The sequence below is a fragment of the Paenibacillus sp. FSL R5-0519 genome (genome assembly GCF_037974275.1).
In the GTDB taxonomy this organism is placed as follows: Bacteria; Bacillota; Bacilli; order Paenibacillales; family Paenibacillaceae; genus Paenibacillus.
Window position 1 is genome coordinate 5799646 of record NZ_CP150234.1, and the last position, 23806, is coordinate 5823451.

Genomic DNA, 23806 nt, shown 5'->3' on the forward strand with positions numbered 1-23806 from the left:
GTCATATTTCTTTACATAAGGATAATTAATAGTTTTACTGTAATCAAGTAAATAGAAGCATGAATAAGATTTTATACCGATCAATATTGATGTATACGTTTTTTTGGATAAATATAAACATTGTAAGATTACCTAACATAACTATACAATGTGTCAAAAGCATAGAAACAGAATCGCTGTTAACACACATCAATGAGACACAGGAAGGGAGCGTGGATGCATGACTTATCATGGATCTGTATTGAAAAAAAGTGGGGCTTTGTTACTGGCGGGAGCTGTCGTTGCCACAACATGGGGAGGAACAGTACCTTCGGCATCAGCCGCAACGGCAACGCCTACAAGTAAAACAACAATAGCAGCTGTCTCCAAAGGGAAAGCGCCTGCTACGCCGGCAGCATTTGTTCAGGCCATGGAAGAAGCCGCTACACTTGCAGGTGTTCCTTTTACCATGGACAAGCTCTCCGGAACAACCGTACAACGTAAAGATGCTGCGGTTGCCTTGCAACAATGGCTCAAGCTGGATTCGACTACCGAATCATTCAAGGATGTCCCGGATGAATCCACCTTTGCAGGTGCTGTCGGTGCATTGAACACTGCGGGGTTGATGAAAGGTTATACGGAATCCCTCTTCCTTCCAAATGCTGTACTTACCGAGAATGACCTCTCCATACTGAAAGATCGCATCTATAATTACATAAAACCGTTTGTCCTGGAGGAAGCAACCATCATGGATCTCCAGGCCGCTATGACGCAAGGAAAACTGACATCAAAAGAACTGGTTCAGAAATATCTGGACCGCATTGAAAAATACGATGATCAAGGTGTAAGCATCAACGCGGTATTGACCCTGAACCCGGATGCACTCCAAATTGCGGAGCAATTGGATGAAGAACGTGCAGCTCAAGGCGCTCGTGGACCACTGCATGGCGTTCCTATTCTGGTGAAAGACAATTTCGATACCAATGACATGCCGACAACTGCAGGCTGTATCTGTCTGAAAGATTCCATTCCTGCTCACGATGCTGAACAAGTGAAGAAACTCAAAGCAGCCGGCGCCATTATTTTGGGCAAAACAAACCTGCATGAATTCGCATTTGGCATCACAACATCCAGCTCATTGGGTGGACAAACGCTGAATCCTTACGCCTTGGATCACTATCCAGGTGGCTCAAGCGGTGGAACTGGCGCTGCCATTGCATCTAACTTTGCCGCAGCCGGCATGGGTACAGACACTGGCGGTTCGATCCGAATCCCTTCCAGCTTCAACAGCCTTGTGGGTATCCGCCCAACCATCGGACTATCCAGCCGTGAAGGCATTATCCCATTGGCTTTGACACAGGATGTCGGTGGACCAATGGCTCGTACCGTAAGTGATGCCGCAATCATGCTGGATGCTACAGCCGGCTATGACAAAAAAGATGTCGCTACAGCTTACGCGGTTGGGAAAATCCCTTCCAGCTACACTGACTTCTTGGATGTAAATGGACTGAAAGGTGCTCGCATCGGTGTGGCCACAGAACTCATCCCAAGTACCAAAGCTGAAGAAAAAGCCGTTGCTGACGTCATCAACACAGCTGTGGGAGAATTGAAGTCACTTGGCGCTACCGCAGTTCCAATTTCTATCCCGAACTTGGCTGAGATCAACAAATACCCAAGCCTTAGTGGATATGAATTCAAGTTCCAGCTGAATGACTATTTGGAATCATTGGGTGCAGACGCTCCATATCACAGTCTGTCCGAGATCATCGCTTCCGGAGAGTTTGATAAGTCCCAAGAACAATCGATGAAAACGCGGGATGCACGCCAAACGTTGGAGACTACCGAATACAAAGATATCGTCCTGAAACGTACCCAAGTTACACGTGAATCCTTGCTGAAAGTAATGGCAGATAATAATCTGGATGCCATCATCTATCCTACGTCCACACAGGCAGCTAGTGTGATCGGCGAGGGTCAAACATCTGGTGGTAACAATCGTCTGAGTCCATTCTCCGGCTTCCCGGCAATTACTGTACCTGCTGGTTTTACAACCGATGGTTTGCCTGTTGGTATGGAATTCCTGGGTCGTGCCTTTGACGAAGGAACCTTGATCAAGCTGGCTTACAGCTACGAACAAGGTACACATCACCGCCAAGCGCCTAAGCTTACGCCGTAAAATATTTATGGGATTAAACATTTCCTTTTAACACAAAAAACAGATGCATTCATATCATTTTATTTAAACGAGTTCTCACTAAAGAGACCACCCTCCTTCATGACTGCATGGAGTCCGGGTGGTCTCTTTTATTTTCTCTATTTATTTTTGTGTTGCATACAGTCGTATGTTGTCCATTACTAAACTTTGTCCGGCACGCTCCACTTCAGCACCAGACCTGCGTAAGTCAGACCACCACCAAAACCAAAGAGAGCTACAGTCTGTCCTTCTTTCAATTTCCCTTCATCCACTGCAAGCTGTAAAGCAAGCGGAATGGAAGCAGCAGATGTATTCCCACGATACTCTACACTGGTTAAAGTACGTTCCAAAGGAACCGGACCACGTTCGCAAACAGCCTCAATCATTCTCATGTTGGCACTATGCGGGACAAACCAGTCAATCTGTTCAGGTCTTAATTCAGCTTTTGCTATAAGCTTATCCAATTGCTCTGGAATCGTGCGTACAGCCCACTTATAAACCTCTCGTCCATTCTGAACCAAACAACCTTCGCCCTGTAAAGGCACTCCATCCATCTCTGAAGACAGACCACTCTTATAAAGATGGATACCGCCTTCTCCATGCGTACCTGATATCGCTGCCATAAAGTCACCTTCATCAAGTGCAGATTTCTCCACCAAGAAGGCTCCAGCTCCGTCCCCAAACAGGACACAAGTCGTGCGGTCTGTGTAATCCGTAATTTTGGATAACGTCTCTGCTCCGATAACTAGCACTTTGCGGTACATTCCACTGGTCACCAGACTGTCAGCAAGCTGCAGCCCGTAGGAAAAACCAGCGCATGCCGCATTTAGATCAAGTACACCTGTGTGTGGAATCTTGAGATTAGCTTGGACTCTGGATGCCGTACTTGGGAATGCATATTCAGGTGTGCTGGTCGCCACAAGAATCATATCCACATCTTCTACACTTACTTCATAACGACGTATCATATCCTCTACAGCCTTCGTTGCCAGGTCAGATACAAATTGATCTTCAGCTGCAATTCGCCGTTCTCTCATGCCTGTACGTTGCACAATCCATTCGTCACTTGTCTCGACCAATTTCTCCAGATCAGCATTCGTTAATATTCGATCGGGAACATACGCCCCCATTGCCGTGATCGTTGCCTTTGATTGATGATTCATATCGGCAGTCACCTCATTTGGTTTTTTACCATTATAGCACTAAGTCTTAGTACTTGGTACTAATTTTATAAAATATTTATTATAAATATGATTTGTTTGTATTCCTATCTTAATCCTTCCAGTCGTTTAAATAATGATTACCCTTAATCATGCGAACTTTAGCATGGAGTTATGCGGAGGTGCTTGAACCTCGTAGTCGACGTGAAAATTTCTACAATAGAACAATGCTTATTATTTTTTGGATATCAAAAAGCAACCTCTAATGAACCCAGGTTGTTTTAGACTTACACATATAATATAAATTAACGATCAAAACAAATAAAAAAAGACACACTCGATATCATCAAGTGTGTCCTTCGATTGCTTGGCGGCGTCCTACTCTCCCAGGACCCTGCGGTCCAAGTACCATCGGCGCTAGAGGGCTTAACGGTCGTGTTCGGGATGGGTACGTGTGGAACCCCTCCGCCATCGCCACCAAACGCGATTTGTCGAAGCAAAGCTTCTTGAAATCAGTTATGGAACTGAAAATCATACACACGTTCTGTGATGTACCAATTTTCATTTCAGAGATCGTTCTCTGAAAACTAGATTCGAAACGAAACATGCGAATTATCACTTGCTATTGGATAAGCCCTCGACCGATTAGTACTGGTCAGCTCCATGCATTGCTGCACTTCCACCCCCAGCCTATCTACCTCGTCGTCTTCAAGGGGTCTTACATACTGGGAAATCTCATCTTGAGGGGGGCTTCACGCTTAGATGCTTTCAGCGTTTATCCCGTCCGTACATAGCTACCCAGCGGTGCTCCTGGCGGAACAACTGGTACACCAGCGGTACGTCCATCCCGGTCCTCTCGTACTAAGGACAGCTCCTCTCAAATTTCCTACGCCCACGACAGATAGGGACCGAACTGTCTCACGACGTTCTGAACCCAGCTCGCGTACCGCTTTAATGGGCGAACAGCCCAACCCTTGGGACCTACTTCAGCCCCAGGATGCGATGAGCCGACATCGAGGTGCCAAACCTCCCCGTCGATGTGGACTCTTGGGGGAGATAAGCCTGTTATCCCCAGGGTAGCTTTTATCCGTTGAGCGATGGCCCTTCCATGCGGTACCACCGGATCACTAAGCCCGACTTTCGTCCCTGCTCGACTTGTAGGTCTCGCAGTCAAGCTCCCTTATGCCTTTGCACTCTTCGAATGATTTCCAACCATTCTGAGGGAACCTTTGGGCGCCTCCGTTACTCTTTAGGAGGCGACCGCCCCAGTCAAACTGCCCACCTGACACTGTCCCCGCACCGGATTACGGTACCAGGTTAGAACCTAGATACGATCAGGGTGGTATCCCAACGTTGCCTCCACGCAAGCTGGCGCTCACGCTTCAAAGGCTCCCACCTATCCTGTACAGATCGTACCCAAATTCAATATCAAGCTGCAGTAAAGCTCCATGGGGTCTTTCCGTCTTGTCGCGGGTAACCTGCATCTTCACAGGTATTAAAATTTCACCGGATCTCTCGTTGAGACAGCGCCCAAGTCGTTACGCCATTCGTGCGGGTCAGAATTTACCTGACAAGGAATTTCGCTACCTTAGGACCGTTATAGTTACGGCCGCCGTTTACTGGGGCTTCGGTTCACAGCTTCGGATTGCTCCTAACCACTCCCCTTAACCTTCCAGCACCGGGCAGGCGTCAGCCCGTATACTTCGCCTTACGGCTTCGCACAGACCTGTGTTTTTGCTAAACAGTCGCTTGGGCCTTTTCACTGCGGCCCCCTCGTGCTATTCACACTACCGGGGCACCCCTTCTCCCGAAGTTACGGGGTCATTTTGCCGAGTTCCTTAACGAGAGTTCTTCCGCGCGCCTTAGAATACTCTTCTCGCCTACCTGTGTCGGTTTGCGGTACGGGCACCTTCACCTGGCTAGAGGCTTTTCTTGGCAGTGTGAGATCATGACCTTCGCTACTACAATTTTCGCTCCCCATCACAGCTCAGCCTTACGATGTGCGGATTTGCCTACACATCAGCCTTACTGCTTAGACGGACATCCATCAGTCCGCGTCACTACCCTACTGCGTCCCCCCATTGCTCATAACGGCTTACGGTGGTACAGGAATTTCGACCTGTTGTCCTTCGACTACGCCTTTCGGCCTCGCCTTAGGTCCCGACTTACCCTGAGCGGACGAGCCTTCCTCAGGAACCCTTAGGCTTTCGGCGGATCAGATTCTCACTGATCTTTTCGTTACTCATACCGGCATTCTCACTTGTATAATGTCCAGCGCTCCTTACGGTACACCTTCAACCCTTATACAACGCTCCCCTACCCCTGATGCAAGCATCAAGCCATAGCTTCGGTGGTGTGTTTAGCCCCGTTACATTTTCGGCGCAGAGTCACTCGACCAGTGAGCTATTACGCACTCTTTCAATGGTGGCTGCTTCTAAGCCAACATCCTGGTTGTCTGTGCAACTCCACATCCTTTCCCACTTAACACACACTTGGGGACCTTAGCTGATGGTCTGGGCTGTTTCCCTTTTGACAATGGATCTTAGCACTCACTGTCTGACTCCCGGAAGTAAGTCTATGGCATTCGGAGTTTGACTGAGCTTGGTAACCCTTGCGGGCCCCGCACCCAATCAGTGCTCTACCTCCACGACTCTGTTTTCCGAGGCTAGCCCTAAAGCTATTTCGGGGAGAACCAGCTATCTCCGAGTTCGATTGGAATTTCTCCGCTACCCCCACCTCATCCCCGCACTTTTCAACGTGCGTGGGTTCGGGCCTCCAGTGCGTGTTACCGCACCTTCACCCTGGACAGGGGTAGATCACCCGGTTTCGGGTCTACGTCCACGTACTATGTCGCCCTATTCAGACTCGCTTTCGCTGCGGCTCCGGCTCTTCACCTTAACCTTGCACGGGAACGTAACTCGCCGGTTCATTCTACAAAAGGCACGCCATCACCCCTAAAACGGGCTCTGACTTTTTGTAAGCACACGGTTTCAGGTTCTATTTCACTCCCCTTCCGGGGTGCTTTTCACCTTTCCCTCACGGTACTGCTTCACTATCGGTCGCTAGGAAGTATTTAGCCTTGGCAGATGGTCCTGCCGGATTCATACGGGGTTTCACGTGCCCCGCACTACTCGGGATCCGTCTCGGAGGGAACAGACTTTCAATTACAGGGCTTTTACCTTCTTTGGCGGGCCTTTCCAGACCTCTTCGCTTAACCGGTTCCTTTGTAACTCCATGTGAGACGTCCCACAACCCCAAAGAGCAAGCTCTCTGGTTTGGGCTTCTCCGCGTTCGCTCGCCGCTACTGACGGAATCACTATTGTTTTCTCTTCCTCAGGGTACTTAGATGTTTCAGTTCCCCTGGTATGCCTCTACACAACCTATGTATTCAGTTGTGAGTAACTGGAAATTACCCCAGCTGGGTTTCCCCATTCGGACACCCCCGGATCAAAGCTTGCTTACAGCTCCCCGAGGCAGTTTCGTTGTTCGCCACGTCCTTCATCGGCTCCTAGCGCCTAGGCATCCTCCGTGTGCTCTTAGTAGCTTAACCAAATTGCTCCGGTTTCGATCGCTCGCTTCCCTTGTTTTGGACTGTGTCCAAAGCCAAAAGTCGCTCCCACTCGATACCATCGCAACAGCAATTAACTACCGTTTTTATTGAAACTTGTTATACACAAGTTCAGCTAAAAAGGAATGTTCTAATTCGCATTATACTTTCGTTTCGATATCTAGTTTTCAAAGAACAAGCTCCATGCAAAAGCAAGCTGTTTGAGAGTTTGAGCTCTCAAAACTGAGCAACGAGTGAGTAAGTTTGCAGCTAAGCTGCTTATTTGAATGTTTCCACGCGGGAAACGATTCTCCATAGAAAGGAGGTGATCCAGCCGCACCTTCCGATACGGCTACCTTGTTACGACTTCACCCCAATCATCTATCCCACCTTCGGCGGCTGGCTCCTTGCGGTTACCCCACCGACTTCGGGTGTTATAAACTCTCGTGGTGTGACGGGCGGTGTGTACAAGACCCGGGAACGTATTCACCGCGGCATGCTGATCCGCGATTACTAGCAATTCCGACTTCATGCAGGCGAGTTGCAGCCTGCAATCCGAACTGAGACCGGCTTTTTAGGATTCGTTCCACCTCGCGGCTTCACAGCCCGTTGTACCGGCCATTGTAGTACGTGTGTAGCCCAGGTCATAAGGGGCATGATGATTTGACGTCATCCCCACCTTCCTCCGGTTTGTCACCGGCAGTCACCTTAGAGTGCCCATCCGAAATGCTGGCAACTAAGATCAAGGGTTGCGCTCGTTGCGGGACTTAACCCAACATCTCACGACACGAGCTGACGACAACCATGCACCACCTGTCTCCTCTGTCCCGAAGGAAAGGTACATCTCTGTACCGGTCAGAGGGATGTCAAGACCTGGTAAGGTTCTTCGCGTTGCTTCGAATTAAACCACATACTCCACTGCTTGTGCGGGTCCCCGTCAATTCCTTTGAGTTTCAGTCTTGCGACCGTACTCCCCAGGCGGAGTGCTTAATGTGTTAACTTCGGCACCAAGGGTATCGAAACCCCTAACACCTAGCACTCATCGTTTACGGCGTGGACTACCAGGGTATCTAATCCTGTTTGCTCCCCACGCTTTCGCGCCTCAGCGTCAGTTACAGCCCAGAGAGTCGCCTTCGCCACTGGTGTTCCTCCACATATCTACGCATTTCACCGCTACACGTGGAATTCCACTCTCCTCTTCTGCACTCAAGTCACCCAGTTTCCAGTGCGATCCGGGGTTGAGCCCCGGGATTAAACACCAGACTTAAATGACCGCCTGCGCGCGCTTTACGCCCAATAATTCCGGACAACGCTTGCCCCCTACGTATTACCGCGGCTGCTGGCACGTAGTTAGCCGGGGCTTTCTTCTCAGGTACCGTCACCTTGAGAGCAGTTACTCTCCCAAGCGTTCTTCCCTGGCAACAGAGCTTTACGATCCGAAAACCTTCATCACTCACGCGGCATTGCTCCGTCAGGCTTTCGCCCATTGCGGAAGATTCCCTACTGCTGCCTCCCGTAGGAGTCTGGGCCGTGTCTCAGTCCCAGTGTGGCCGATCACCCTCTCAGGTCGGCTACGCATCGTCGCCTTGGTGAGCCGTTACCCCACCAACTAGCTAATGCGCCGCAGGCCCATCCCCAAGTGACAGATTGCTCCGTCTTTCCAGTTTCCTTCAGGCGAAGAAAACAACTATTCGGTATTAGCTACCGTTTCCGGTAGTTGTCCCAAACTTGAGGGCAGGTTGCCTACGTGTTACTCACCCGTCCGCCGCTAAGTCTCAAAGAAGCAAGCTTCTTATCAACTCCGCTCGACTTGCATGTATTAGGCATGCCGCCAGCGTTCGTCCTGAGCCAGGATCAAACTCTCCAATAAAGTATTGAAAAGAGCGATAAGCTCATTTTGAATCTGACGAGATTAAAAATCTCATTTGTGCTCCAGTCGATCCAAGCCAAGGCTTGTTTCGAACTTTCGCGTTCATTCTGCAAGCAGAATGTTTACTCACTCGTTGTTCAGTTTTCAAAGATCAAACTTGTTTCGTTACTAAATGTCGTTCTCTTCAGCAACTCTTATATAATATCATGTCCGAACCAACTTTGCAAGCTCTTTTTTTAAGTTTCTTTCGAAGCTTATTTCATTCGCTTGCCGCACCGTGTATCTCGTGTTTTTTTGGCCGGAAATAGAATATACCATGTACAATTATGGAACGCAAGTCTTTTTTCTAAATACATTAATTCTTATAAAAGAAAGTATCCTTTGTTCCTTTTAACAAGCAATTACCTATAGCCAGCCAATGATACATATGCATAAGACTCCCATATGCGCTCTAATCAATTTGTAGAGAAACTCATTATGCATAAGCGCCCTACTGACTCTGTTGATTACATTTATATCACGAAAAGTTCACTTCATCATCATCCGCCTATTGAAAGAAAGAACAGTATAGATACTTCTATTATAGAAACTTAATATCCGTGATTTCATTGAATAAACAATCAACAAATTATAGAGCATGATATTCACTCCTTCTATTATAGAAGGAAAACAATTTTGAAATTCATTTTACTCAAGAAAAGAAAACAAAAAAAGCGAAAGCTCCGGGTTTAGATCCCGTGGCTTCCGCTTTTCTTTCATAATTATAAGCTTACATACTTAATGCAGTATTCTTTATCACAACTATTGTATGTTTACTCCCCGCCAATAAATACATATCGGCAGACTACAATGATCGCCAAGATCCACATGAGCCAGTGAATTTTCACTTTACGCTCTGTAACCAAGTTACTGAACACCGCCAGAATGACATAAGATACGATACCTGCGGAGATCCCGTTCGCGATTCCACCTGTGAAAGGCATCAATACAATCGTAAGGAACGCAGGGAAAGCTTGCAGGAAATCATCCCACTCGATGCTACGTACTTGACTCATCATAAGCACACCCACGATGATCAATGCCGGAGCTGTCGCAGCGGATGGAACAACCAGCGCAAGCGGAGCGATAAACAGGGCCAAAATGAACAGCAAACCTGTCGTTACCGAAGTCAGTCCTGTACGTCCACCCGCCTCAACGCCTGAAGCACTTTCAACGTATGCCGTAATGGTACTCGTACCCAGTGCAGCACCTGCGCTGACACCAACTGCATCAACGAGCATCGCTTTACCGATCGTTTTCTCGCCTTTTTTCTTATCCTTCATAATCCCCATACGTGTTGCCGTACCTACCATCGTACCGAACGTGTCGAACAATTCAACGAAGGTGAAGATGAAGATGATCTCGAACAATCCGAGACTGATAGCACCTTTCAAATCCAGTTGTCCAACTGCCAGATCGCTGAAGTTAGGCAACCAGCTTGCGCCTGAAAGACCACTCAGATTCGTAACACCCATTGGAATACCAATCAGCGTTGTTACTACGATCCCGATCAGCAGAGCGCCTTTGACACGCATAACCATCAGTATAGCAATTAGGAGCAAACCAATCAGAGCCAGCAATGCATCGTGATGTGTTACAAAGTTGCCCAATGACAGGTTAAAACTGCTACCCGGAATCGGCTGACTCAGGTCTGCGTCTGGTGCGACATTAACGGTTACCGCCACGAGATTAGCAAGTTTGAAACCGATGATGGTAATAAATAGACCGATACCCACCGTAATGGCCATTTTGATCGACTGCGGAACTGCAACAAGCAGCATTTGCCGAATCTTTGTCACGGTTAAAATAATAAACACGATACCGGAAAGGAATACTGCTCCGAGAGCAGCCTGCCAAGTAATCGCACCGTTCGAACTTAGAACAACAGTCATGAAGTACGCATTCAATCCCATACCTGGTGCAAGCGCGATTGGAATATTCACGAACAATCCCATAATAATAGTCATTAATCCGGCACCGACGGCTGTTGCAAAGAATACTGCATTATCCGACATCCCCGCTCCGGCCTGTCCCAAGAACAACGTATTTACGAAAAGAATGTAAGCCATTGTCATAAAGGTTGTAAGACCCGCAACAATCTCCGTTCTAACATTTGTTCCGTTTTCTTTTAATTTAAAAAAACGATCCATAATTCACTAACTCCCCCTTAGAGATGTTGAAGCCATATTGAAAAACGACAAATGACCCTGATGAAGAATCTTCACCCAGGGTTCAGCTGACAAGGAGTGGCAGGATGCCTTTACTAAGAACAAAAAAAATTCTAATGTGCGTGATGTCCCCGCAATCATGTAGAATTCATCTGCTTAGCCTTCTCCTCTTCGTAGCCAGATCATTAGGGTGATCTCGTAGAGACTCCCGGGCCAATCCCCAGGATTATACGAATAAGTATGCGCTATTTGTTTGTTTCCCATCACTATTTTAGGAGGGCAGTATGTTTTTGTCAATGATAAAAACGAATGTTAATATCGATATCCTATAATATCGTTCGTATTATTTAACAGATTGAACCAGTTCAGCGGTTTACAACCCAATTGTATGCGCTTTTTTCGATGAATTCTTAAGGGGATATGTTCATTCTGTCAGACTAGAAAGTTCAGCGGTTTAACATAAAAAGCTAGCCTGATCAAAGGGCGAAAAGCGCTCTAATCTGGCCAGCTTATGTTTCTGATGCGTTTTGGCAATCAGGTGAATAGTCAATGTTAATTAGGTATATGGAGCAATTGGTGACATGTTCCGGAGCTTTTTTTACCGGATCAGTCCTATGTTAGTTAAATCGCTGTCTGTGGAGCATCCTGTCCCTCTTGTTGTTCCTGATTCGTGTTCGTTGTTAAGTCCGGGTTTCTGGTCTGATCGGATGAAGCATCCGCTGCCTCTAAGTTCACAAGTGGAAAGTCTCCTGAACCGGAAGCCAGGTCTTGCATACCTGAACCGCACCCTGCCAGCATCACCATCAGAAATGCACTTCCAATGCCCATTTTCCATTTGCTCATATAGTCGGTTTTACGCATACATTCAATCTCCTTTCAGTAGCCATATTAGCTCTTAGTATATCCTTATTATACAGCCTAGACCTGAAAGAATCATGAAATGAACTTTAAAATGGGATGAAATTCTAGAGATTATTAATAAGGAACAGCGCCTGGATTAATGTTTACTCATACGGTACGGTACGCAATAAAAAAGACCCCCTTCTATTTGCTAGACACCGCAGATAAAAGAGAGTCTTTTTTCAAACTATTGTTAAGGCGTATATCCTATTCCCACTCGATCGTTGCAGGTGGTTTGGATGTTACATCATAAACGATACGGTTGACGTTATCGACTTCGTTAACGATCCGTACGGAGATTTTCTCCAGCACATCCCAAGGGATACGTGCCCAGTCCGCAGTCATACCGTCGATAGATGTTACGGCACGGATACCTACAGTGTAGGAATACGTACGTGCATCACCCATAACGCCTACACTCTTCATGTTCGGCAGAGCTGTAAAGTACTGCCAGATTTCGCGGTCGAGACCGGCTTTGGCAATCTCTTCGCGCAGGATGTAGTCCGAATCACGAACAATTTTGAGTTTCTCTTCGGTAACCTCACCCAGAACACGGATCGCAAGACCCGGACCAGGGAACGGCTGACGGTGTACAATTTCGTCCGGCAGGCCACACTCGGTACCGACTTTACGTACTTCATCCTTGAACAACGTGCTCAGTGGCTCGATGAGTTTGAAGTTCATGTCCTCAGGCAGACCGCCCACGTTGTGGTGGGATTTGATCGTCTGTGCAGTCGCTGTACCACTTTCCACGATGTCCGTGTACAGTGTACCTTGCGCCAGGAATGCAAAATCATCGAACTGCTTGGACTCTTCGTCAAATACGTAAATAAACTCGTTACCGATAATTTTACGTTTTTGTTCTGGATCATCCACGCCAGCCAGCTTGGACATGAAGCGTTCTTGAGCATCAATTTTGACAACTTTCATGTCGAATTTGCCAACAAACGTCTCCATTACACTCTCAGCTTCACCTTTGCGCAACAGACCGTGGTCGATAAACATACATGTCAGTTGATCACCGATGGCTTTGTGAAGCAATGCAGCAACAACGGAAGAATCTACGCCGCCGCTAAGAGCACACAGTACTTTACTGTCGCCCACTTTTTCACGAATGTCTTTGATCGTGTCATCGATGAATGTTTCCATCGTCCAGTTGCCTTCGCAACCACAGATTTCGAACAGGAAGTTGCGAATCATGTCGTTACCTCGAACTGAGTGACGTACCTCCGGATGGAACTGAACAGCATACAATTTACGCTCATCGTCGCTCATGGCAGCGATTGGCGCACTTTCCGTGCCTGCATCCAATTTGAAACCTGGAGGAAGTGTAACCACGTGGTCACCGTGACTCATCCATACGGTATGTTCACCTTCAATGCCTTTTGCAAGTGCAGATCCAGCAGCAAATTCAAGGTCTGCTTTACCATACTCACGCTTCTCGGAACGCTCTACTTTACCTTCGAGCTGTTGAGCCATAAGCTGCATCCCGTAACAGATCCCGAAGATCGGCAAGCCCAGGTCATAGACAGCCGGGTCCACGTGTGGAGCATTCTCAGCGTATACGCTGGACGGCCCACCTGAAAATACGATCCCTTTTGGTGCCAATTCTGCGATCTTCTCCGCCGGTGTATTATACGGCAAAAGCTCACTGTATACGCCAAGATCCCGGATTCTTCTGGCGATTAACTGGTTGTATTGGCCCCCAAAGTCAAGGACAACCACAATCTCATTCTGCTTATTCATAACCGTGCCTCCCTCAATTCAATGAAACTAATTATACGCAACGACAAAACATACCGTCAAGGAAAGGCGAAACTCCTTTTTTCGACATATCAAAACAGGATTACCAAATGCCTCTAAATATGAAATTCCGATCAGAAAACATGGCAGCAAGATGCTGGTTCAAGTGTATGATCGTGGAAAGACGCCTCGTTCGCAGCGGAGCGCGAAAGGCGTCTTATGTGTAACATGCAACAATGGACAACCGAAGCACAATAGAATAGGTGCGCCAGTGGTGATCATCTGCTGCTGCAACCTGCCAAACTGTATCGGAAGCGATAGCGAGAGTGTAATCACCGGCAGGTTGTGTGGCCTCCATGTTGTAACATCCTTGGGTTACAACGCCTGCAATCGCCGGGCCAAACGAAGTGCCCGGCGCAGGAAGTCCAGACTGTCTGCGCGCAGCGGACGGTCTGGCCCGTACAGCAGCCGTTCCCAGTCGGCTGCAAACCGCGCGATGTCCGCGCCGTCCGCGCCTGCGGCCAAAGCCGGTGATGCTGCATATTCACGCAGCGTCATCCCCGGCGGCCGCGGGCCGTACCGGCGCGCGAGCGCGGCCCAGACCGGAGCGGCGGCGCCCAGCAACCGCTCGCGGTCTGGAAAGCTGCTGCGCGGCCATGCCAGCAGCAGCCTGATCCGCAGCGCGGGGCGCAGCCGCCGCATGCGGATCACAGCAGCGGCGCCCAGCAGGGCCGCTGCGACAAGGGCTGCCGCGAGCCACGGCTCCGCGGCAATGGCCCGTGCGCGGGCGAGCAGCCATGCGCCCGCGTTAGCCCATCCGCCGCTCATATACGGCGGAGTCTCTACAACAGGCTGCGGCCCGGCGAGTGCTGCCACATCTTCGCCCGCGCCTTGCGCCATGGTGAAGCCCGGCGTAGCCTCGAACGGCATCCACCCTGCCCCCGGAAAATACACCTCTACCCAGGAATGTGCATCTCCTTGGGAAATGATATATTGACCCGGTATATTCGGGTCAGCCATCCCAGACCCGAAGCCTTTAACCCAGCGTGCAGGAATTCCCTCTGCACGCAGCAACACAATCATGGCAGTGGAGAAATGATTACAATACCCCTGCCGTGTGACGAATAGAAAATCGTCCACAAAATCTGTTCCACGCGGTGGCATACGGGTATCGAGCGTATACTCGGCATGAGCAGCCAGATAAGTCTTGACGGCTTGTACAGCGTCATACCGAGTCTCACTACCTTGAATGATTTCCTTGGCGAGCGTCTGCACCCGACCCGGGAGAGATGTGGGCAATTGCAGATATGTCCTCCGTATAGAGGCAGGATCTTTCCCTTTATTCGCATTCCCTAACAGACGTAACTGTTCCGGCGAGGCCACAGGAAACATGACGTCTGCCGTATAATTTTTAACTATATTATCTTCGCCGGCGTTTGCTAGCCACAACGTTGCGGATTCTCGATTAGATAACAACGTAAGCATGTTCTCCTCATTATTGCTGTTCTTATCTTGAAACGATACATTCAGCGGGATTCCCCCGGTAAATAATGGATTCGGCCCTATCCATTCCCGTTTCATCTTGACCGTTTGGCGGATACGTTTCCAATAGGTTTGATTCTCCCAACCATCAGAACGCAGGACTCCGGAAGGACTGGCCGTTTCAAAGCTTTGCTCTGGGTCACTCCAGGTACTACCGTTATAATATGAACGAGTCTCTCCTCGCCAATACGTCACTTCCGGACTCTTCGCTGTAAAAAAGAGGGCATTCCCCTGCACCAGAGGTGCTCCCATGGGCGCATCTGCCGTGCTATATCCCGTTACCGCCGTTGCAGCAGGGATGCTACTGTGCTGCGTATAACCTGCCCAGCGAGCTATGCGTTCACCCATCTGCTCCAGGGATATGCGTTCCGGTTGAGGTATGGAAGCGAACTGACCAGGTAACGCAGAGAAAAGTACCATACCTGTGGAAGCAACAATGGTTATAACGCTCCAACGGCCATAGGGACTGCCACGATAACTCGGGGTAGTTACTCCTCCGTTGAGGCGTAGTAGCTGAAGCAGAGCCTGAATTAGAAAAGTCCATAACACAGACCGTATTACTGAAGCATATACATCTAACCCCGCAAAGGATTCAAGCAGAAGCAAGTATACCAGCGTTGCACTGCCAAACAGCATAACGCTTCTACGCAACAATACAAGGGATTGCACAGAAGCCATGAGCATGCTCCAGCCGCACATCATGAACAGCCCTCTCGTTTCTGTACTAATCGAGTGGAATCGCCAGTTATCCATAAAGGTGTCCATATCCGCTGAAAGTATTCCCGGGTATGCAACCGCCCAACGGGCAGGATCACTTCCTCCATACATCAGACATAGCGCAACGAGTGCAATAAATAATCGGATCAGTATTCCGGTGATCCACCCTGTACGAATTAACCCAACGAGCAGCAATGCTCCAGTTAACCCCGCCATTACGGACAAGAAACGTTCACTGCCCTGCTGACCTGATGACGTAACAGGATATATCCACTCCAGAGACAGTATAAGTAAAATGGCCGAAATAAAGATCCTATACAGAACCGGCACTCTAACAGATCCCTCATTCTTTATCTCTGTAAGAGAAGTGTGGTTCACATTTCTAACTACAGAATGGACCGATTCTAATCTCAGACGTGCTGTTGACGCTTTGTCAGCCGCCACAGTGGAATTGGCTTCCTGGTTTTTATTACGCTCCCACATCCGTTACCTCCACCTTTCCCAATGAAGATAACGCAACGTCTGTAACCGCTTGAATCAATACCCCGGTGTGACGAAGCTGTTCTATACTTGAGCTGTCATGCTCAATTCCAGTCATGAATCTATCCTTCGATCCTAGCTGGTTCGTTTCAGCCAATTGCACTTCTACACGATAACCTGAACCCATTGCAGTTATAATCCATTCGGTCAGAACCTGATCGATTTTACCTGTGAGAACCACAATTCGCGAACCGCGCGCCAGTCCATCCAGCATCTCCGTTCGGAGTGAAACCGACACGGATTGGGCTGTGGATATTCGCGCCCCTGCTAGTCTGTCCAGACCATGACGCTCATCATCTGCCTGGAATGACCCATGTCGGCATTGATCTTGTTCATCACAGCTCTTATCTCGGCCTTCCATCCACAGATGATAAGGAATGTCGTCCCGCTCAGCCGTATGAATCCAGCGGGCGGCTGCACCCACCACTCGTTCAAAAGCAGGTACTTCCATAGTCTCTGGCTGTTTTACCTCATAACCCGATGCGCCTTCATACAGAAGGATGCCCAGTGAAGCCAGATCTGTGGTATCGGGCAGAAAGGTCTGAAGTTGCCCCGTTTTGGCTGTGCTTTTCCAATGAATACGTCCCAGCGGGTCACCCTGCTGATATTCACGGAACTCGGGGCTACGGTTTCCCTGGCTATTTCTTCGCTCCGACAGAGGACCTTCGATCATCGCTGCGAATTCTGCCGAATCCCCCTCCCCCCAAGCCGATGCTTGAGGAACAACAATCAAGGGGGTGCCGCCTAGGCTCTCTGCAGAGAGGGTATTCCAGCCAAACAGATCTCCCCAGTACAATCTGCCCGTATCCCATCTGTAGACCCCTCTGCGTAAACCAGAACATTCATATTGATAGCAAAATTGTCGCCGAGTTCCCGGGAAAATTAATTTACGATGAACACCTGCAGGTGAATTTTCGCACAGAACGATCCATAACAATGGAATACGACATTCGAATTCCAGTTCAACTTGAACCCGCACCCGCTCGCCTGCCTCAATCCGATTCGCATGTATTTTCCGACGGATGTGAATACGCCGTGGTCCGAACCAATGGAGAAGCAGACCTCCTATGAACATCAAGCAAGCCATAATGGATAGAAACAACGCTGCTTTGCCACCATGCCACTGATATAAGGAAGCCGAAGCCACCACAAGGACAGCACTCAACATCCGTTGTCCCAGAGCAGTCATTGCCTCCGTCCCCTTCCCTGTGATGCCATTTGTACAGGAACAGGGACCGATGACAAGGCTTCTTCAATGACTTGGACTTGTCCCCAAACCTCTGCTCTGTTCTGGGCCTTCAATTGAATTCGATGTGAGAGAACGGGCACAGCCAACTCTTTCACGTCATCGGGAATGACATAACTGCGTCCTTGAAGGTAGGCAAACGACTGCGCCGCAGCCATCCAGGCTAGTGTTCCACGCGGGCTGATACCCAATCTGACCGCCGGATGGCTGCGAGAGGCCACAGCAACAGCCACCAGATACTGTTTGACGACCGGGTCAACATGTACCTGTTTGACTTCACGCTGCATGGCTACAACTTCTTCAGCAAGCAGGACAGGGCGAAGTTCATCAAGCTCTTCTCTACCTTGCATCCGACTTAACAATTCCAATTCCTGTTCCGGATCGGGATACCCCAGTCCAATCCTCATGATAAATCGATCCAGCTGCGCTTCAGGCAGACGGTACGTACCCTCAAACTGTAACGGATTCTGTGTCGCCAGCAGAAAGAAGGGGCGTGGCAAGGCATAGGTTGTTCCATCAACCGTAATACGTCGTTCCTCCATTGCCTCCAGCAGGGCAGACTGAGTCCGGGGTGAAGCCCGGTTTATTTCATCCGCCAAGACAACGTTGGACATGACAGGTCCGGGGCGAAACTTGAATTCAGCTGTATGTGGATGATAGATTGAATTGCCCGTAACATCTGCAGGCATGACATCGGATGTGAATTGAATCCGGCCCATGGAGCAGTCGAGCGCAGAAGCAACGGCACGAACCAGCATGGTTTTCCCGGTACCCGGTACATCTTCCAGAAGTACATGCCCCCCACTAAGCATTGCAGTGAGGACATAACGAATCTCTGTTTTTTTGCCAACAATCACACTTTCAACACGCTTCATGACCCTGTTTAACAATTCAACTGCATGTTCATGTTCCATTCGGATATAAGACATTTCTCCTGATCTCCTTCCGTCCATCGGCATTTCTGAACCATAGTAATCTATGATTCAGTGTTGCCCGGAAGTAGAGAGAATAGTCCTGCAAGCATGACTTTCTTCAGATCATTTTATACTTAAATATGAGATTCATTGCCGAAATGGGCCTGGAAGCGCCCGCCTTTACCGTCCACTCTGCCTTATTACTGCTTAAGGAATTCACTTTTAACCCCATCTGCTCCAGTAACTCACGTAACGGAACCCAGATGGTTCCCCCCTGACTCTGTACTGCTCCTGTTTCAATTACCCCTGTTGAGCTCATCGTTCCGCTCACACTGTCTGCATGAATCGTTCTTTCCTTCCATACTGCTATTGCTGTCCTTGTCTCTGGGTCCCAGCGCGTGCTGCCCCCGAATTTTTTCATGAATGTACGCAAAGGCACCATGATTCGCTGCCCATCCATTCGGAATTCTCCAGGTTGTAAGGTTGCCGCAGCCAATCCTACCTCTATCTTCAGCTTCTTGCTTGTGAGCCACAACGCAGCATTACCTTCTACATGCTCTGCGATCCATGCCTTTCCCGGAGCCTTGCGGGACTTATACTTAGCATCGGGATGAACTCGGAATTGAACCGGCTGATCCGAACTCTTTATGATGTCAAAACGGTATCCGTGATCACGATAATATTTGATAATACCCGGAAGTGCTTTTACCGTTTCAGCGTGCGCACCTCCATCATGCATCAGGACAATCACCGAACGTGTTCCCGCAGGTACTTTAGTGGAATTTTTAAGGATTTCTGTGGCCGGAACACCTTTTCGTTTGGAATCCCCACTATCGACGTTCCAGTCCATGACGGTGTATCCACCCAATTGCAGCAGATCAAAATAACTCTGGTCAAAATGTCCGTAGGTACCTCCTGGCGCTCGCACCAGATTCGGACGGAAACCAGTTATACGCTCCAGCACGTCTTCTGTCTGCTTGATCTGGTTCCAGAATACTTTAAAATCACTGTACAGCTGTTTGTATTGATGATTAAACGTATGATTGCCCAGAGCATGTCCATCCTCCACCAGCGACCGGATTAACTCGGGATACCGCTCTGCCTGCTCACCCAGTACAAAAAAAGTGGCCAGAACCTGCTCTTTGCGCAAAATATCCAATACTTCTCGGGTATGGTTACCCGGTCCGTCGTCAAAACTCAAATAGACTACCTTGTCTTGCGTATTCTTGGCTGCCGAGGATGGCTCTGCTGAGCCCGAAGCAGAAGATGCATCAGCTATGCCTGTATACGCAGAAAATGCAGCATATACCGCGAATGCACATAGCAATATCGCAATTCGCACGAGAATGACAGACCATTGTCCAGATAAAAACGTATGTATGGATGTTACGGAGATTTCCCCTTTTTCCTTGATTCTTAATTCCGGTCTCTGTACCATTTACGAATCGCCCTCCACCGTCTCTAGTGAATTTGCTGATAGACTTCAGCAGATTTGTTAGAATTATATGGAGGCTTTCTTGAAAAAAGACGCCTTTTTGTTTAATATTTTTTCACAATTTGGTATGGTGTGTGATTGATTCTTCGCTTCAGATTAGGTAGCATAATGGACAGGTATAACGTATACACAACACCTTGGAGAGATTCATGCTCCCACCCCGTCTTCAGGAGAGTGAAATCTATTGGAATTGCTTGAGAAGGTCCAACATCTGTTTGGGTCCTACGGATACAGCGTATTGTTCTTTGGCTTGTTGCTTGAATTCATCGCACTTCCCTTTCCTGGTGAAACAACGATGGCTTATGCAGGGTTTCTCTCTTACAAGGGTCATCTCGACTTCGGAATCCTCACCATACTGGCTTTTCTGGGAACAACGATCGGCATGACAATTACTTATTTTATTGGAGCCAAAGCAGGACTGCCCTTTATAACACGATACGGAAAATGGTTTCTGCTGAAGCAGGACAAGCTCGATAAAACGCAAAAGTGGTTCGCCAAATATGGTAATGCTTTAATCTTCATCGGTTATTTCATTCCGGGAGTTCGGCATTTCACCGGATATTTTGCGGGTATAGCCGCTGTTCCTTTTCGCAAGTTCGCTCTCTACGCCTACTCAGGTGCGCTGTTCTGGGTTGTGCTGTTTCTCGGCATTGGCAAAATATTCGGGCCCCAATGGAATGCCGTATTCCATCTGGCTCATCAATATGCAGCATATATCGTGGGAGGAGTTGGCTTATTGCTTATTGTTGCCGTGCTTTACCGCTACCGCAAAGCATGGGCATCAAGATCCGCCGTATCCAAGCCAACCCCTGTACGACAAAGACAAAAGTAAATGTGGACAAACGTCCATCTAAAATAATCAAGCAAGGAGTCGCGAGTAGTCGCGGCTCTTTTTTTGCATTTTTCTGAAACAGTGCAGGGACGATTCATTCTTTTTTGTTTTTTGTGATAATACGAATTCATCCAGGTCATACTACTTGCAAATATAGGATGTATAGGGAGGTGAAGGTATGCGCGAATCGAAACTGAATCATCAAGATCACAGGCCAATCTCTCCGGATCTTCGCGAAAATATGGAATACTGCAAGCGCGTGATGGGGAACAGCAACGACTTGATGATGCGCCCTCTCCAGTGCCTACATAAATGGCCTGCCGTCATGTTATACATCGATGGATTGGTGGATGTTCAGATTCTGAATCATTCCATCATGGAGTCATTACTGCAAAAACAAGATCTCCCAGAATTCTCCGCTGACGATGAACATCTCAGTTACCTTCAGAATGATATCCTCATCGCCAGTAATGTAATGCTGGTGGATGATATCGAAGATGTGCTGAATGCACTTCTTTCGGGATCGGCCATTTTACTGCTCGAAGGATCAGTCAAAGGATTGAAAATTGGCGCAGCAGGCTGGGAAGATCGCTCCGTTGGAGAACCCGTCTCTCAAACCGTCGTTCGTGGACCGATGGAGGGCTTCAATGAAAACCTGCGTACCAACACCTCCTTGATCCGCAAACGAATTCGAGATCCTCATCTTTGGATTGAAGAAAGAGAGATTGGCCGAGTCACGAAGACTCGGGTAGCTGTGCTCTATCTGGAACATATTGTGGATCAGGAGATTGTTCAGGAACTTCGTCAACGGCTCGATGAGATTGACATTGACAGCATCCTTGAGAGTGGTTATATCGAAGAACTGGTACAGGACAAGACAGGAACGATTTTCCCCACGGTCTACAACAGTGAAAGACCTGATACCGTGTCTGCCGCTTTGCTTGAAGGTCGAGTTGCAATCATTGTAGATGGGACACCATTTGTATTGCTAGTTCCTGCTTTGTTTGTTCATTTTTTTCAGTCTCCGGAGGATTATTATCAACGAGCAGATATCAGTACGCTGATTCGAATGATTCGATATCTGGCCTTTTTTATTGCGCTGCTTGCCCCCTCCTTTTATATTGCCATTACTACGTTCCATCAGGAGATGCTGCCTACCAACCTGCTGATCAGTTTGGCGGCTCAGCGAGAGGGCGTACCTTTTCCAGCTTTTATCGAAGCCCTCCTGATGGAGCTGACTTATGAGATTCTGCGAGAAGCGGGCATTCGGATACCGAAAACAGTCGGTCAGGCCGTATCCATTGTGGGAACTCTTGTTATTGGTCAAGCTGCGGTAGATGCGGGAGTTGTATCTGCTGCAATGGTCATTATCGTATCCATCACTGCGATATCGAGCTATGTGATTCCGGAAAATGGTCTCTCCATCTCCGTACGCATATTACGGTTCGTTTTAATGATTCTCGCCGCTGCCTTTGGATTCTATGGCATCTTGATTGTTCTCTTAATTACCGTAACCCATCTGTGCAGCTTGCGTTCATTTGGGGTACCGTATATGTCTCCTTTTGCGCCCTTTATTCAGAAAGACCTCAAAGATACGATCTTTCGTGTACCTTGGTCCCATATGAAAACTCGTCCGCTTTCTACCAGTACTACAAACGAAGTTAGACAATCCGCCAAAAAAACAAAGCGGTAATTAGGTAAGGAGTGCACACTATGAATAGATGCTTATGCTTAATTATATCCTGTGTCGTTCTGCTCCCTCTCCTTACCGGATGCTGGGATCGCCAAGAACTAAACGAACTCGGTATTATGCTGGGTCTCGGCGTGGACAAAGATGGAGATATGATTAAAGTCAGTGCTCAGGTGGTTGTACCGAATGAGGTATCTTCCAAGGCTGGGGGAGGGAAAGGTACACCTGTTACACAGTACGAAGCATCCGCTCACACTTTGTTCGAAGCCATTCAGAAACTAACGGAGACCAGCCCACGCAGAATTTTCCTTGCGCATATCCGGGTTCTGGTATTTGGCGAAGAATATGCACGTAAGGACGGAATATATGATGTCATCGAGGCGTTAATGCGTGAGCCTACAGCAAGACCTGATTATTACGTCTTGGTCGCCAAGAATACTACTGCGTCCCAGCTACTTGACGTTCTCACACCTTTGGATAATATTCCTGCTGAAAAAATGTTTAATTCTCTTGATATATCTTCCAAAACTTGGTCTCCCACTACAACGGTAACCGGGGATGAGTTAATGGAGTTCATGTTATCCCCTGGAATTCAGCCCGTTATTACAGGTATGGAAATTATAGGCGATCATAAACGAAGCGGTAGTAAAGAGAACATATCTACGATTCGCTCACCAGCTCGCCTCAATACGACGGGACTAAGTGTCTTCAGGAAGGATAAACTGATTGGTTGGTTAACGGAGAATGAATCCAAAGGCTACAATTATATCCGAGACAATGTAAAATCAAATGTCAGCCACCTGCCTTGTCGGGAGGGGGGCAATGTTACGTTTAAGGCACTCCGCACAACAACCAAAAGAAAAGCTAAAGTGGTCAATGGTAAGCCCATAATCAACATTGATGTCAAGAATGTCTCATCCATAGGTGCAGTTGAATGCGGGATTAAGATTGGTTCGATGAAAGTTCTCAAAGAACTGGAATCAGATAGTGAGGAGCGGTTAATTGAACTGATGCAGAACTCTGTCAATTCAGTAAAACGAAAATTCCATGTTGATATATTTGGTTTTGGACAGGAAGTGTATCATGCAGATCCCAAATTGTTCAAGAAGATGGAAAATGATTGGGACAAACATTTTGAAGAACTGGATATCAAGTATAAAGCTAACGTACAGATTAAACGCGTAGGTACACTGGATGATTCATTTAAAAATCAATTGAAGGAGTGAGAAA

At 48.1% G+C, this 23806-nt stretch carries 13 protein-coding genes, 3 rRNA genes and 1 riboswitch; of the genes, 4 read left to right on the forward strand and 12 right to left on the reverse strand.

Annotated elements, in window-relative coordinates; all coding sequences use genetic code 11:
- The first annotated feature begins 220 nt into the window (after positions 1-220).
- Positions 221-2155, forward strand: a complete 1935-nt coding sequence (locus tag MKY73_RS26035) for an amidase family protein (protein WP_339304187.1) — start codon at positions 221-223, stop codon at positions 2153-2155.
- Positions 2156-2334: 179 nt separating this feature from the next.
- Here MKY73_RS26035 and MKY73_RS26040 read toward each other — a convergent pair whose 3' ends face one another.
- From MKY73_RS26040 to MKY73_RS26095, 12 genes are all read right to left on the reverse strand, one after another.
- Positions 2335-3336, reverse strand: a complete 1002-nt coding sequence (locus tag MKY73_RS26040) for a ketoacyl-ACP synthase III (protein WP_339304188.1) — start codon at positions 3334-3336, stop codon at positions 2335-2337.
- A 362-nt stretch (positions 3337-3698) separates the two neighbouring features.
- A 5S ribosomal RNA gene (gene rrf, locus MKY73_RS26045) occupies positions 3699-3815 on the reverse strand.
- Between the two features lie 143 nt (positions 3816-3958).
- Positions 3959-6883 (reverse strand): 23S ribosomal RNA (locus tag MKY73_RS26050).
- Positions 6884-7198: 315 nt separating this feature from the next.
- Positions 7199-8750: ribosomal RNA gene (locus MKY73_RS26055) — 16S ribosomal RNA — on the reverse strand.
- The 16S, 23S and 5S rRNA genes sit together here, the layout of an rRNA operon.
- A gap of 812 nt (positions 8751-9562) precedes the next feature.
- Positions 9563-10939 (reverse strand): NCS2 family permease, encoded by a 1377-nt coding sequence (locus tag MKY73_RS26060; protein WP_253430011.1) that lies wholly within the window; start codon positions 10937-10939, stop codon positions 9563-9565.
- Between the two features lie 172 nt (positions 10940-11111).
- A riboswitch (purine riboswitch) is annotated at positions 11112-11211 on the reverse strand.
- Positions 11212-11578: 367 nt separating this feature from the next.
- Complete coding sequence (locus tag MKY73_RS26065; RefSeq protein ID WP_339304190.1) at positions 11579-11818, reverse strand: hypothetical protein; 240 nt, start codon at positions 11816-11818, stop codon at positions 11579-11581.
- A gap of 246 nt (positions 11819-12064) precedes the next feature.
- Positions 12065-13603 carry a glutamine-hydrolyzing GMP synthase gene (gene guaA, locus MKY73_RS26070; protein WP_339239472.1) on the reverse strand — a complete coding sequence of 513 codons (1539 nt, stop codon included), beginning with the start codon at positions 13601-13603 and terminating at the stop codon, positions 12065-12067.
- Positions 13604-13817: 214 nt separating this feature from the next.
- Complete coding sequence (locus MKY73_RS26075; protein WP_339304191.1) at positions 13818-13958, reverse strand: hypothetical protein; 141 nt, start codon at positions 13956-13958, stop codon at positions 13818-13820.
- 17 nt (positions 13959-13975) lie between these two features.
- Complete coding sequence (locus MKY73_RS26080; protein ID WP_339304192.1) at positions 13976-16342, reverse strand: transglutaminaseTgpA domain-containing protein; 2367 nt, start codon at positions 16340-16342, stop codon at positions 13976-13978.
- A complete protein-coding gene (locus tag MKY73_RS26085) occupies positions 16329-17588 on the reverse strand; it encodes a DUF58 domain-containing protein (RefSeq protein ID WP_339304193.1) in 1260 nt (419 codons plus the stop codon). Before MKY73_RS26085 ends, MKY73_RS26080 begins: the two co-directional genes overlap by 14 nt.
- On the reverse strand, positions 17585-18574 hold the full coding sequence (locus MKY73_RS26090; RefSeq protein ID WP_339304194.1) for a MoxR family ATPase: 990 nt from the start codon (positions 18572-18574) through the stop codon (positions 17585-17587). The genes MKY73_RS26085 and MKY73_RS26090 overlap by 4 nt, the downstream gene beginning before the upstream one ends.
- Before the next feature lie 103 nt (positions 18575-18677).
- Positions 18678-19997, reverse strand: coding sequence for a polysaccharide deacetylase (locus tag MKY73_RS26095; protein ID WP_339304195.1), 1320 nt, complete (start codon positions 19995-19997; stop codon positions 18678-18680).
- Between the two features lie 241 nt (positions 19998-20238).
- On the opposite strand from MKY73_RS26095, the gene MKY73_RS26100 reads away from it, so the two are divergent.
- From MKY73_RS26100 to MKY73_RS26110, 3 genes are all read left to right on the forward strand, one after another.
- Positions 20239-20886, forward strand: coding sequence for a DedA family protein (locus MKY73_RS26100; protein ID WP_339304197.1), 648 nt, complete (start codon positions 20239-20241; stop codon positions 20884-20886).
- Between the two features lie 178 nt (positions 20887-21064).
- Positions 21065-22579, forward strand: a complete 1515-nt coding sequence (locus MKY73_RS26105) for a spore germination protein (RefSeq protein WP_339304198.1) — start codon at positions 21065-21067, stop codon at positions 22577-22579.
- Positions 22580-22599: 20 nt separating this feature from the next.
- Entirely contained in the window at positions 22600-23802 is a 1203-nt protein-coding gene (locus MKY73_RS26110; protein ID WP_339304199.1) for a Ger(x)C family spore germination protein, read from the forward strand.
- Positions 23803-23806: the final 4 nt, after the last annotated feature.

Bases quoted from the DNA above. Each gene is read 5' to 3' on its own strand.
- MKY73_RS26035 (WP_339304187.1), top strand. From the start codon at position 221: ATGACTTATCATGGATCTGTATTGAAAAAAAGTGGGGCTTTGTTACTG.
- MKY73_RS26040 (WP_339304188.1), bottom strand. From the start codon at position 3,336: ATGAATCATCAATCAAAGGCAACGATCACGGCAATGGGGGCGTATGTT.
- MKY73_RS26060 (WP_253430011.1), bottom strand. From the start codon at position 10,939: ATGGATCGTTTTTTTAAATTAAAAGAAAACGGAACAAATGTTAGAACG.
- MKY73_RS26065 (WP_339304190.1), bottom strand. From the start codon at position 11,818: ATGCGTAAAACCGACTATATGAGCAAATGGAAAATGGGCATTGGAAGT.
- guaA (WP_339239472.1), bottom strand. From the start codon at position 13,603: ATGAATAAGCAGAATGAGATTGTGGTTGTCCTTGACTTTGGGGGCCAA.
- MKY73_RS26075 (WP_339304191.1), bottom strand. From the start codon at position 13,958: ATGGAGGCCACACAACCTGCCGGTGATTACACTCTCGCTATCGCTTCC.
- MKY73_RS26080 (WP_339304192.1), bottom strand. From the start codon at position 16,342: ATGTGGGAGCGTAATAAAAACCAGGAAGCCAATTCCACTGTGGCGGCT.
- MKY73_RS26085 (WP_339304193.1), bottom strand. From the start codon at position 17,588: ATGACTGCTCTGGGACAACGGATGTTGAGTGCTGTCCTTGTGGTGGCT.
- MKY73_RS26090 (WP_339304194.1), bottom strand. From the start codon at position 18,574: ATGTCTTATATCCGAATGGAACATGAACATGCAGTTGAATTGTTAAAC.
- MKY73_RS26095 (WP_339304195.1), bottom strand. From the start codon at position 19,997: ATGGTACAGAGACCGGAATTAAGAATCAAGGAAAAAGGGGAAATCTCC.
- MKY73_RS26105 (WP_339304198.1), top strand. From the start codon at position 21,065: ATGCGCGAATCGAAACTGAATCATCAAGATCACAGGCCAATCTCTCCG.
- MKY73_RS26110 (WP_339304199.1), top strand. From the start codon at position 22,600: ATGAATAGATGCTTATGCTTAATTATATCCTGTGTCGTTCTGCTCCCT.